9 protein-coding genes are annotated in these 11859 nt (G+C 65.0%); 4 read left to right on the top strand and 5 right to left on the bottom strand.

Annotated elements, in window-relative coordinates; genetic code table 11:
- Position 1: 1 nt before the first annotated feature.
- Positions 2 to 2251 (bottom strand): TonB-dependent receptor, encoded by a 2250-nt coding sequence (locus CFE35_RS12260; protein WP_292930885.1) that lies wholly within the window; start codon positions 2249 to 2251, stop codon positions 2 to 4.
- Positions 2252 to 2364: 113 nt separating this feature from the next.
- On the opposite strand from CFE35_RS12260, the gene CFE35_RS12255 reads away from it, so the two are divergent.
- Both CFE35_RS12255 and CFE35_RS12250 read left to right on the top strand, forming a co-directional pair.
- The gene (locus CFE35_RS12255; protein ID WP_292930884.1) at positions 2365 to 4323 is read left to right on the top strand and encodes an NAD(P)/FAD-dependent oxidoreductase; all 1959 of its coding nucleotides are present in this window, start codon (positions 2365 to 2367) and stop codon (positions 4321 to 4323) included.
- Entirely contained in the window at positions 4320 to 5537 is a 1218-nt protein-coding gene (locus CFE35_RS12250) for a serine hydrolase domain-containing protein (protein ID WP_292930883.1), read from the top strand. The genes CFE35_RS12255 and CFE35_RS12250 overlap by 4 nt, the downstream gene beginning before the upstream one ends.
- A 131-nt stretch (positions 5538 to 5668) precedes the next feature.
- Here CFE35_RS12250 and CFE35_RS12245 read toward each other — a convergent pair whose 3' ends face one another.
- The 4 genes from CFE35_RS12245 to CFE35_RS12230 all read right to left on the bottom strand — a co-directional run bounded on the left by CFE35_RS12245 (position 5669) and on the right by CFE35_RS12230 (position 10578).
- Positions 5669 to 6118 carry a hypothetical protein gene (locus CFE35_RS12245; RefSeq protein WP_292930882.1) on the bottom strand — a complete coding sequence of 150 codons (450 nt, stop codon included), beginning with the start codon at positions 6116 to 6118 and terminating at the stop codon, positions 5669 to 5671.
- Between the two features lie 320 nt (positions 6119 to 6438).
- Positions 6439 to 7950, bottom strand: coding sequence for a DHA2 family efflux MFS transporter permease subunit (locus CFE35_RS12240; protein ID WP_292930881.1), 1512 nt, complete (start codon positions 7948 to 7950; stop codon positions 6439 to 6441).
- A 1-nt stretch (position 7951) separates the two neighbouring features.
- Complete coding sequence (locus CFE35_RS12235) at positions 7952 to 9115, bottom strand: HlyD family efflux transporter periplasmic adaptor subunit (protein ID WP_292930880.1); 1164 nt, start codon at positions 9113 to 9115, stop codon at positions 7952 to 7954.
- A 14-nt stretch (positions 9116 to 9129) separates the two neighbouring features.
- Complete coding sequence (locus tag CFE35_RS12230) at positions 9130 to 10578, bottom strand: efflux transporter outer membrane subunit (protein WP_292930879.1); 1449 nt, start codon at positions 10576 to 10578, stop codon at positions 9130 to 9132.
- 90 nt (positions 10579 to 10668) lie between these two features.
- Between CFE35_RS12230 and CFE35_RS12225 the strand changes: the two genes are divergently transcribed.
- Together CFE35_RS12225 and CFE35_RS12220 are read left to right on the top strand one after the other, a co-directional pair.
- Complete coding sequence (locus CFE35_RS12225) at positions 10669 to 11361, top strand: TetR/AcrR family transcriptional regulator (RefSeq protein ID WP_292930878.1); 693 nt, start codon at positions 10669 to 10671, stop codon at positions 11359 to 11361.
- Between the two features lie 117 nt (positions 11362 to 11478).
- The gene (locus tag CFE35_RS12220; protein WP_292930877.1) at positions 11479 to 11853 is read left to right on the top strand and encodes a VOC family protein; all 375 of its coding nucleotides are present in this window, start codon (positions 11479 to 11481) and stop codon (positions 11851 to 11853) included.
- Positions 11854 to 11859 lie beyond the last annotated feature (6 nt).

The following is an 11859-nucleotide window of genomic DNA, read 5'->3' as shown; positions in this document are numbered from 1 at the left end:
ATCAGCGGAAATTCAGCCCGAACGTAACACCATAGGTGCGCGGCGGGGCGACCGAGCCGACGCGGACGCTGCTGAACAGCGGCGCGGTGATGATGTTGTTGGTGATCACCAGCTTGTTGGCAAGGTTGCGGCCCCAGACATCAACCGACCACTTGTCGTTCGCCGAAGTGAAGCGCAGCCCGGCGTTGATCAGGGCATAAGGGGCCTGCGTGGCATCGGCGTTGTTGAACTCGGTGAAGAACACGCGGTCCTGCCAGTTCACTTCGGCGCGTGCGTTGAGCTTGCCCGCAGAGCCGACCGGGATGTCGTAATCCGCGCCCGCCCGGAACGAGAATTCCGGTGCGTTCTGCAGGCGGTTGCCCGCCACGCTGATCTGCTTGAAGGCCTGCCGGTAATCACCGGTCACGAACTTGCGGTACTTGGCGTTGAGGTAGGTGCCGAACAGTTCGAGCGTGAGGCCCGGCAGTGGCTTGGCGCGCAGTTCGGCCTCGACGCCGTAGTTGCGGGCCGAAGCGGCATTGACCGTGGTGACAACGCTGGTCGCATCGACGAAGCCGACCTGCAGATCGCTGTAGTCCATGTAGAACGCGGCGAGATTGGCCTGCAGCTTGCGGTCCGCCGTCGCGGTCTTGAGGCCGAGCTCGTAGCTCCACACGTATTCGGGGTTGATCACGTCGTTGCGCGAACCGACGTTGATCACGCCCGATTTGAACCCGCGCGTGACCGAGGCATAGACCAGCGTCGCGTCGTTCGCCTGATAGTTGAGCGTGACGGTGGGGGTGAAGGCGTTCCAGCTCTTGGCCTTGTCGGTGCTGACGCCGCCGAGGAAATCGAACGTGCCGACGCCTTCGCGCTTTTCATGGCTGAAGCGTCCGCCAGCGGTGATCTTGAGCTTGTCGCTCACCGCATAGGAGCCTTGCGCATAGACGCCGTAGGCATTGATCTTGACCGTGCCGAACTGGAGATAGTTGGCCGCATTGAACGTGTTCGCCGGCAGGCCGAACAGGATGCCGAGGTTGATCAGCGGAACGCGCACGCTGCCGAACAACTCTTCGTGGAAGTAGTTGGCACCGATCAGCGCATCGAACTTCTCGCTCTTGTAGCTGCCGACGAATTCCTGGCTAAAGGTCTTGCTGCGCTCATCGTAGTTGTTCTGCCCGAACATGTTAGCATCGGACGCATCAAGATCGTCGCGGTTGAAGCGCGTGAACTTGTGGTACGAGGTGATCGACTTCACGTCCCAATCGCCCGGCGTCCAATTGATCGTGCCGGTGAAGCTGTAGCCGTCGCGCTTGTTGAGCGGTTCCTGATCCGACCAGATGTTGCGGATGTTGGCCTTCTTGCCAGCCGCCGCCGCCACGGTGAACAGCGACTTGCCGCCGATCAGCGAGCCGAGGAAGTTTTCCGGGCGTACCGTCGGGCCGAAATAGTGGAACGCGTAGTTGCTGTCGTTCTCGTTGAAATACTCGCCCGAAAGCGTGACCGACAGGTCCTCGACCGGCTTGAACAGCAGGGTGCCGCGGAAGGCGTAGGCATCGCGGTTGTCGATATCCTGCCCGGTGAACTCGTTGATGCCGTAGCCGTCGCGGCGGTCGTACTTGCCCGCGAGGCGGATCATCACCTTGCCGCTTTCGCTGATCGAGCCGCCGATTGCGCCTTCAACGGTGGCGGCGTTGTAGTTGCCGTAGCTGGCGCGGATATAGCCATCGAGATCGGCAGTCGGCTTCTTGGTGATCAGGTTGATCGCGCCCGCCGTCGCGCCGCGGCCATAGAGCGTGCCCTGCGGCCCGCGCAGCACTTCGACGCGCTCCAGATCATAGAAGCCCGAAAGCTGCGCGGCGGGGCGGGCGATCTGCGCGCCGTCCTGCAGGAAGGCGACGCCGCCGTCTGCGCCAAGATCGATCGAGGTGAGGCCGATGCCGCGAATGAAGATGCGATTCACGCCGAACTGATCACCCACCGAAAGGTTGGGGATCGCGGTGGCGAGCGACTGGACGTCCTTCACCCCGCCAACGCCGAGATCGGCAGCCGAAACGGCGGAAACCGAGGCCGCGACCTTGGACAGCGATTCCGAGCTGCGCGTGGCCGTCACCACGATATCGGCAAGGCCTTCGGTGGCCTGGGTAGCGGGCTGGGCGGCTTCCTGCGCCAGTGCGGGCGTGGCCGCCACTGCGGCGCTGGCCATCAGCAGGCCGAGCGCGGCGCGGCGCGACTTGGTAACGATACGTGCGGAAAACTGGCTGCGAACCATGATCAATCCCCTCATCCCCCGCAGCATTGAAACTGCGTGCATCTTTTATCTACTGGCGCGTAGATACAGGTTCCGCTAGGTAGATTGCAAGTGATATTGAGGGAGAGAGTGGCTTGACCACGCTGAATCTGGAAAGCCCGGGTGCGGGCGATCCCGTCGATCTGTCTGCGCTGGCCGCCGATCCGCAGGCGCTGCGCGCCGCTCTGGCCGAGGCCGACGCTGCCACGCTGATGCTCGTGCTGGTGCAGCTGACCGGCGATCATGGCCTGCTTGAACGCGCGCGCCCGCACATCACCGGCCCGATGAATTATCACGAAACGATGCCCGAGGACTTGCGCGCAGAGATTCGCGCGCGGCTGGAAGCGGCGCTCCTCGATTATGCGCGCACGGGCCGTCCGCTGCCGCCGCTGCCCGAAGGCGATTTCCTGCAAGAGATGCTGTCTACGGCAGTCGGCGAACATGTCAGTGCAGACTATACCGCAATGATGCGCGAGGATCTGGAGGCCGCCCAGCCCGATCCGCGCGGGCTGATCTGGCGCAAGCAGCCCGAACCGGCCGCGCTCGAAAGCTTCCCGGTGGTGATCATCGGCGCGGGCATGTCGGGCGTGTGCGCCGCGATCCGGCTGGGGCAGGCGGGCATCCCTTATACGATCATCGAGAAGAACGCCGCGGTGGGCGGCAGCTGGTATGAAAACTTCTATCCGGGCTGCGGTGTCGATACCCCCAACCACTTCTATTCCTACTCGTTCGAGCTGAATCACGAATGGGCGCACTTCTTCGCCAAGCGCGATGAACTGTGGACCTATTTCGAGCGCGCGACCGACAAGTATGGCGTGCGCGAGAATATCCGCTTCGAGACCGAAGTGAGCGCCGCGACGTATGACAGCGCAAGCGGCACATGGGATGTCACCACGCGCGATGGCTCGGGCGCGGTTTCACACATCAAGGCCCGTGCGGTAATCTCTGCCGTTGGCGTGCTCAATCGGCCCAAGTTGCCCGATATCCAAGGGTGCGAGACGTTCGCCGGCACCGCGCTCCACACCGCGCAGTGGCAGGAGGGGCTGGACCTCAAAGGCAAGCGCGTCATCATGATCGGCACCGGCGCTTCGGGCCAGCAGGTCGGCCCGACGATCGCGCCCGATGTGGCGCAGCTGACGATCCTGCAGCGTTCACCGCACTGGGTGGTGCCCAATCCGAATTACTTTGCCGAAGTTTCGGAAGGCATGAAGTGGGTTCTCGCCCACGTGCCGTTCTTCGCGCGGTGGTACCGGTTCCAGCTGTTCTGGGCTTTTGCCGATGGGCTCCATGCTTCGCTGCAGGTCGATCCGGCTTGGGACGATGGCGGCAAATCGATCAACCAGGTCAATGCGCGCCACCGCCAGTTCATGGAGCGGTACTTGCGCGGTAAGCTGGCGGGGCGCGATGATCTCATCGCCAAGTGCACGCCGAGCTATCCGCCCTATGGCAAGCGCATCCTCGTCGACAACAACTGGTACGACATGCTGCTGCGGCCCAATGTCGATCTGGTGACGGGCGTACCTGCGAAGATCGTGCCCGAAGGCGTGGTCATGGCCGATGGCTCCCTGATCGAGGCCGACGTGATCATCTACGCGACCGGTTTTCAGGCCAGCAAGATGCTCGCCCCGATGACCATCACGGGCGAGGGCGGGCGCGATCTGCACACGGTGTGGGGCCCGGACGATGCCACCGCCTATATCGGCACGATGGTTCCCGGTTTTCCCAATTTCTTCATGCTGATGGGGCCGAACACCGGCCTTGCGCATGGCGGGAACGTCATCTTCATCACCGAATGCCAGATGCGCCTGATCCTCACCGCGCTGCGCGAAGTGGTGGAAACCGGCGCCAAGGCCATCGACGTGACCACCGCGGCGCACGATGCCTATGTGGCTGATGTGGATGAACGCCACGCCCGGATGGTGTGGACGCACAAGGGCCTTACGAACTGGTATCGCAACGATGCGGGCCGCGTGTTTGCATTGCTGCCCTATCGGTTGGTCGATTACTGGCAGATGACGAAGACCTTCAAGCACGAGGATTTCATCCTGACATGACCGCTGTAGCCCTCGAAATGGCGGATGGCCGGACGATTTCCGGCCACTGCGATGCGCAGTTCACCGGCGTGCTGGCCGAGTTTCGCCGCAACTTCGAGGAGCGCAAGGAGCAGGGCGCGAGCGTGGCGATCACGCATCAGGGCCGCAACGTGGTCGATCTGTGGGGCGGCGTGGCCAATCCGCAAACGGGCGCGGCGTGGGGGCGCGATACCGTGTCCATCGTCTATTCTTGCACCAAGGCGGCCACTGCGCTGTGCCTCCACATGCTCGTGGATCAGGGCAAGCTGTCCTACGATACGCTGGTCGGCGATATCTGGCCCGCATTTGCCAGTGGCGGCAAGGAAGCGACCACCGTCGGCATGATGCTGGCGCACACCTCGCCCGTGCCGCATGTGGCAGAGCCGATTCGCAAGGGCGGCCTCGCGGATTGGGACTACATGACCGCGCGCGTGGCGGCAGAGCCCGCGCACTGGGAGCCGGGCACGCGCCAAGGCTATCACGGCGTGACGTATGCGTGGACGGTGGGGCAGATCGTGCGGCTCGTGGCCGGAATGCCGCTGGGGCAGTATTTCCGCGAAAACGTGGCCGGGCCGCTCGGGCTCGATTTCCATATCGGCTTGCCGGAAAGCGAGGAGCCGCGCGTTGCGCCGATGATTGCGGCCGATCCGGCGGAAGTGAACTTCGCTTCCGCCTTCTTCCGCAAGGCGACAACGCAGCCCGGCAGCCTGCCCCAGCTGTTCCTGACCAACCTTGGCGGTGCGGATTTCAACTCGCGCGAGATTCATGCCGCCGAAATCGGCAGCGCCAATGGCATCACCAACGCGCGCGGGCTGGCTGGCATGTATGCCCCGCTGGCAAACGGCGGCGGCACGCTCGTGTCTGCCGATACGCTCCACCGCATGAGCCGCGTTTCCGCCGCCACGCACAGCGATGCCGTGCTCTGCCAGCCGATGCGCTTTGCCATGGGCTTCATGGTGAGCACCGACAATCGGGCTACCGGCGCAGACAGCCTGATCCTGGGCGAAACCGCGTTCGGCCATGTCGGCATGGGGGGAAGCGTCGGTTTTGCCGATCCGGCGCAGGGCCTCGCCATGGGCTATACCATGAACCGTATGGGTGCAGGCATTCTGGTGGGGCCGCGCGGCCAATCGTTGATCGATGCAGCCTATCGCGCCGTGGGAATGACGTCCGAAGCCAGCGGGGCCTGGCGCTGACACCGGGCTGATCGCTCGCGAAATCGCTCGCGGCGCGGCCTTCAGCACTCGCGCAACTGCAGAAACAGAAACGGCCCGGCCTTCATCAAGGCCGGGCCGATCCCGTTTGTTAACAATTCAAGCGAGAGCGATCAGCCGCCGGGGCTGTCGTTGCCCGAGCTCGAACCGATCAGCGCACCAATGCCGCCACCAAGGGCTGCACCGCCAAGGATGATACCGGGTGGCGGCGGGGGAGGCGGCGGCGGAGGCGGGGGAGGAGGCGGCGGCGGCGGGGGCGGCGGCGGAGGCGGAGGTGCCATCGGCGTCGTCGTCGTCGTCGTCATCGTCGTCGTCTTGGGCAGGTAGCCAGCCGAGCGCGAGCCCGATGACACGTAAGCGGCGCAAACGCGGCGCTTCTTCCCGTTCTTGTAGACGCTCTTGTAAGAACGGCAGACCTTGCCCTTCTTCTTTGCGGCCTTCTTGTGGACTTTGTGCTTGGGGGCGCCAGCATCGGCGTTGACCAGCACAGGGGCGGCAATCAGCGATGCTGCGGCAAGCGCACACATCGCGCGGGCAATAAAGCCAGCAGGGGGTTTAGCCATCTTTCTACTCCAAATAAAACGGCGCCGCACGAGTGGCGAAGGACTGGAAGCGTTTGTGTTTTTTTGGACCCCAGGTCGCAGATGGACCCTTAGGAAGATTACGTATCATACATAACATACGTTCGCAAAGTGCGAATGAAGGGTCCGCTCGCATTTGCAGCAAGCCTATGAATGTTTGTGGTTATTTTGGTTAAGGCGGTCGCGTCGGTGGTTAAGATGCATGGTTAGGTACGTAACGCAAACCGGCGCACCTTTACGCTGCAGATTGCCTGCAGGCCGTTCAAATCCAGGAATAAACTGCAATTACAGATGTTTGCGCGTCAATGCGCGGCAGACAGATCGACCGGACCTTGCGGCCTCGGTGCCACCCAGACAATCAGCGCTGCAAGTGCGAACAATCCGGTGCAGCCCCAGAAAATCGCATTGGTGGCAAGAGTTACGCTTTCGGTCTGGACGATTCGCTCCAGCACCATCCGGCCCTGTTCCGCACTGAAACCGGCACTTTGCGGCAGCGGGTGAACCAGCCCGGCCAGGTCCTCGTGCGCCATCTTGGCCTCGCGCTCCCACAGCGTCGTCGCCAGCGACGTGGCGAATGCCCCGGCCAGCGTGCGCACGAAATTCTGGAGGCCTGCCGCCGATGCGGTCTGGTCGGGCCGCACCGATCCCAGCGCCAGTGCTGTGGTGCCGATGAAGAAGAACGGCATTCCGAGGCCTTGCAGGAACTGCGGCAGTGAAATCGTGAAGAAGTCCATCTGCGTGACCCAGCTGGCGCGCAGCAGCGAAATCACACCCAGCCAGATGACGCCGAAGGTGATCAGCTTGCGCACATCGTAGCGCGCCATCAGGCCCGCCGCCACGGGCGACATGATCACGGCAAGCACGCCCACGAACGCGGTGGCATACCCGGCATACGTTGCTGAATAACCCAGGTTCGTCTGCAGGAAGAGCGGGACCACCACAATCGCGGAAAAGAAACCGGCATAGGCGATGCTCTGCGCCGCAACCGCCGCGCTGAAGCCGCGCTGGGCGAAGACCGAGAGATCGACGACCGGATTGGCTTCCGTCAGCTCCCAGATGAGGAACGCGGCAAAGCCGACGACCGCGATCACCGCGAGCGTGCAGATGAACGAGCTGGCGAACCAATCGGCATTGCGCCCTTCATCGAGCAGGACTTGCAACGCCGAAACCCAGATCACCAGCAGCGCCAGGCCGACATAATCGATCGGGCGCTTCGCCGTCGGGGTTTCGAAGCGCCGGACGTAGGTCAAGGTGCCGAGCAGGCACAGCGCACTGATCGGGAGGTTGATGAAGAAGATCCAGTGCCAACTCCAGTCATCCGAGATCGTGCCGCCGAAGATCGGCCCGAGGATTGGCGCGACAACCACCGTCATGCTCCACAGGCCGAGCGCCATACCCTGCTTTTCGGGCGGGAAGATGCGGGTCATCAGCGTCTGCGACATCGGCATGATGGGGCCGCCACAGAAGCCCTGCATGATGCGGAAAATGATCAGCGCTTCGAGGCTGCCCGACAATCCGCACAGCAGCGAGGACAGCGCAAAGCCGACCACCGCCACGAGGAACACCCGCACCGCGCCGAACCGCGCCGCCAGCCAGCCCGAAAGCGGCACGCAGATCGCTTCCGCCACGGCATATGAGGTGATCACCCAAGTACCCTGAGTCGGCGAGACAGCCAGGCTTCCAGCGATATGCGGCACCGAAACATTGGCGATGGTGAGATCGAGAATGACCACGAAGTTGGCCAGCGCGAGGCTAAGCGCTGCCAGGAGCAGCGGCCAACCCTTCAGCTGCGGAGCTTCTCCAACTCCGCCCATCTCACTTCGCTCCGGTATCGATCGTCGCGGTCATCGAAAGGCCGATGCGCAAGGGGTGCGCCTTCAGCTCCTTCGGATCGAGCGCGACGCGCACGGGCAGGCGTTGCACCACTTTGATCCAGTTGCCGGTGGCGTTCTGCGCCGGGATCAGCGCCTGCGCCGATCCGGTGCTGCCCGAAAAGCCGACCACGCGGCCATGGAAGACGACGCCGCCGCCATAGAGGTCCGACGTGAGTTCGACCGGCTGGCCGGGCGTGACGCGGCGCAGCTGGCTTTCCTTGAAATTGGCATCGACATGCGCATCGCCCAGCGGCACCACGGTCATCAGCACTGCGCCGGGGGCAACGCGCTGGCCCACCTGCACGGCGCGCTGCGTGACGATGCCATCGACTGGCGCGCGGATCACGGTGCGCGCGAGATCAAGCTTTGCGCGCTCCAGCCGGGCCTTGGCGGCCAGCACATCGGGGTTTTCGGCAGGCAGCGTGCCGCCGACCAGCGCCGCATTGGCGCTGGACTGCCCTGCGGCCGACCCGCGCGAGGCACGCGCCTGCGCCAGATCCGCTTCGGCCACGGCCAGCTGCCCTTGCGCGGCGGCAAAGGCATTGCGCGCGCTCGAAAGCTCCTCGCCCGAAACCGCGCCGCCCGGAACCAGCGCCTCGCGCCGGGTCAGATCGAGCCGCGCGCGCGCCAGATTGGCCGCTGCCACGCCGACCAGCGCCTGCCTGCGCCGGATATCGGCCTCGCTCGCGCTCACTTGCGCATCGAGCGCGGTGCCGGTGGCCACAGTCTGGTTCACGCGGCGCAGCGCCTGCGCCACGGCGGCTTCGGCTTCGGCCACGGCAATCCGGGCATCGGCCGGATCGAGCTCCAGCAGCACGTCGCCCTTCTTCACTGCGGCGGTGTCGATTGCGGCAACCTTGATCACCGTGCCCGCCGCCAACGCAGTCACCGGCGCGATTTCCGCCGCGACATAGGCATTGTCGGTTTCGACATAGCGCCCGGCAAACAGCAGTTCATAGCCGCCATAAACCACCCCGGCGGCAAGCACGACGCCGCCCAGAATGGCAAAGCCGCGCTTGCGTTTTGCGCCAGCGTCAACTGGGGCGGCGACAGGGGGCGTGGTTTCGGTGGTTTTCAGCATGATCTGGGGGTCGCGTTCAGCCATCGGGGTATCCTTGATCATGCTTTCGCGCCGTATCCGCCGCCAAGCGCGCGGATCAGCTCGATCGTAAGAGTGAGCGCGCGCGCATCGACCGCGGCGACAAGCTGGCGGTTCCTGAGCAGCGCATCCTGCGCCGTCAGCACCGCAAGATAGGGCGAAAGTCCGCCTTCATAGCGCCGCCGCGCGATGGCGTAGGCTTCCTCTGAAGCGACCAGCGCGGCGCGGGCCTCGGCCTGCCGCACACCCAGCGCGCGGCTTGACGCGGCGGCATCGGCCACATCGTTGAGCGCGCGGACGAGGGTCTGGTCGTACTGCGCGACGGCCTCATCATAGTCGGCGCGGGCCGCGCGGTACTGTCCTTCGATCCGCCCGCCGGAAAAGATCGGCAGGCTGATGGCCGCACCGGCCTGCGCGATGTCCGATCCCTTGGCAGTGAGATTGCCGAGCCCGAACGATTGCAGGCCGATCAAGCCCAGCAGGTTGACGTTGGGATAGAACCCGGCGCGCGCCGTGGTGATCCGCGCACCGGCGGCTTCGGCGCGGAGGCGGGCCGCAGCGATATCGGCGCGGCGCCCGATGAGATCGAGGGCGAGATTGGCGGGCAGACCCGGCGCGGCCAGCGCGTGAGGCGCGGGGAGCGCGATGGCTGCGCCGCGTTCCGGCCCGGCACCGAGCAGCGCGGCAAGGCGGTTGCGGGTGAGGGCGATGGCCTCGTCCGTCGCGGCCAGATCGCCGCGCGCCAGCGGCACGCCCGCCTCGGCCTGGCGCTGTTCGCCGCGCGTATCGAGCCCGCTGATCACGCGGCGGGCGACGAGCGCGGCGACTTCCTCGCGTTGCTGCACGGCGGCGACCTGCACTTCGCGTTCGGCAGCGAGGCGGGCCAGATCGGCGTAGGCAGCCGCAACGGAGGTGGCGAGCGCCAGCCGGGCGGCGCGCGCTTCGATCTGGGCGGCTTCGCGTTCGGAGGTGGCGGCGCGCAGCGCGGCGCGGTTCTTGCCGAAGAAATCGAGCTCATAGCCCAGATCGAGGCTGACGCGCCCGGTGTCGTTCAGGCCCTTCGGCACGAACTGCGCGGGAAAGCCGTTGTTGTAGCTCTGCTTGACCCCGGTCACCTGACCATTGGCGGTCAGCGAGGGGAGCAGTGCAGCCCCGGCGCTTGTCGCATAGGCCGCCGCCTTGCGGGCGCGGGCATCTGCGCCGGCGAGTGTGGGCGAACCCGCCAGCGCTTCCTCGATCAGTGCCGCCATCTGCGGATCGCCGTAGTCCTTCCACCAGCCATCGCCGGGCCAGTTTCCTTCGGGCGCAGCGGGCGCCGCGCCCAGCGTGGCGGGATCGCGCAAGGCCGGTTTCGGACCGAGATCGGGCATCGTGGCGCACCCAGCCAGCGCCGCGCAGCCGACCAGCAACGCAGCATGGCGCAGCACACCTGGAATCGCCGGAGCGGCGTGCTTCAACGAAAAACCCATGCGCATCGATGACACCATAATGACGGTACGGTTCGGTCACTAACGCAGTGGCCGCTTGCTTCTTTCGAGTCAAGTGAATAAGTGTACGGAATGGTCACTAAGGTAGCAGCCATTCCAGATGCCGGGCCCGGCCATCGGCCAGATACCGGCGCCAGCCAGCGGCTGGGGCGAGCCAGCCCGGATGAGCGCCGCGAGCATATCCTCTCCGTCGCCTCGGAGATATTCGCCCGCGAGGGCTATGGCGTATCGTCGATGTCCTCGATCGCGGCGCGGCTCGGCGGCTCGAAGGCCACGCTCTACAAGTACTTCGCCTCCAAGGAGGAGCTGTTCCACGCGGTCATGCAGCGCAAGTGCGAGGCGGTGATCGGCCCGCTGGAGCAGCTTGCGGGCAGCTCCCCCGATCCGGCCACGTTACTCCGCGAGTTCGGCAAGATCTTCCTGACCCGCCTGTGCCAGCCCGATGCCATCGTCATTCACCGCACCGTCCACGCCGAAGCGGAACGTTTTCCCGAAGTGGCGCGCACGTTCTTTTCCTACGGGCCGGAGGCGGCCTATGCCGTGCTCACTCCCGCGCTCGCCCGGTTCCATGCGGAAGGGGTGATCGATTGCCCCGATCCGCGCCTCGCGGCCGAACAGTTCCTTGCGATGGTGCGCGGTGATCTGCACTTGCGCGTCTCCAGCGGCCTCATCCCGCCGCCCGACGAGGCCGAGATCGAGCGGCAGGTGAGCCATGCCGTCGGCATCTTCGTGCGCGGCATTGCACGGCAGGGTCCGCCTGCCTGAAATCTGCCCGGCAAGCCCGCTGGCCCCTTGACCGGACCGCCCCGGCACGGGCACACCGCCTTCGTGCCGACTTCGCCAAAGAGCTGGTCGGCAGGCTGACTACAAAAAGGAGAGGCCATGTTTTCGCACGTCATGCTCGGCAGCAATGATATCGAGCGCTCAAAGACATTCTATGATGCCGTGTTCGCAGCATTCGGTGGCCCCGCCGGGATCATCGATCCCGCTGGTCGGCTGGTCTACATGCACAACGGCGGCATCTTCCTCCTCACCAAGCCGATCAACGGTTCGCCCGCTTGCGGCGCCAACGGTGGCACCATCGGCTTCGCAATGACGCCGGATCAGGCAAACGCATGGCACGACGCCGGCGTCGCCAATGGCGGCACCACGTGCGAAGATCCGCCGGGCCCGCGCGAAGGTTCGCCCTACTACCTCGCCTACCTGCGCGATCCGGACGGCAACAAGCTGTGCGCCCTGCACGTGATCGGTAGCTGAGACACT

Source organism: Novosphingobium sp. PASSN1 (assembly GCF_002278815.1).
The sequence above is the reverse complement of the archived record's forward strand: the minus strand, read 5'-3'. Positions and strand labels throughout refer to the sequence as shown.

What these genes read in the sequence shown, in the direction of transcription:
- CFE35_RS12260 (WP_292930885.1), bottom strand. Translation starts at nt 2,251, where the DNA reads ATGGTTCGCAGCCAGTTTTCCGCACGTATCGTTACCAAGTCGCGCCGC.
- CFE35_RS12220 (WP_292930877.1), top strand. Translation starts at nt 11,479, where the DNA reads ATGTTTTCGCACGTCATGCTCGGCAGCAATGATATCGAGCGCTCAAAG.
- CFE35_RS12240 (WP_292930881.1), bottom strand. Translation starts at nt 7,950, where the DNA reads ATGGGCGGAGTTGGAGAAGCTCCGCAGCTGAAGGGTTGGCCGCTGCTC.
- CFE35_RS12230 (WP_292930879.1), bottom strand. Translation starts at nt 10,578, where the DNA reads ATGGGTTTTTCGTTGAAGCACGCCGCTCCGGCGATTCCAGGTGTGCTG.
- CFE35_RS12225 (WP_292930878.1), top strand. Translation starts at nt 10,669, where the DNA reads ATGGTCACTAAGGTAGCAGCCATTCCAGATGCCGGGCCCGGCCATCGG.
- CFE35_RS12235 (WP_292930880.1), bottom strand. Translation starts at nt 9,115, where the DNA reads ATGGCTGAACGCGACCCCCAGATCATGCTGAAAACCACCGAAACCACG.
- CFE35_RS12250 (WP_292930883.1), top strand. Translation starts at nt 4,320, where the DNA reads ATGACCGCTGTAGCCCTCGAAATGGCGGATGGCCGGACGATTTCCGGC.
- CFE35_RS12245 (WP_292930882.1), bottom strand. Translation starts at nt 6,118, where the DNA reads ATGGCTAAACCCCCTGCTGGCTTTATTGCCCGCGCGATGTGTGCGCTT.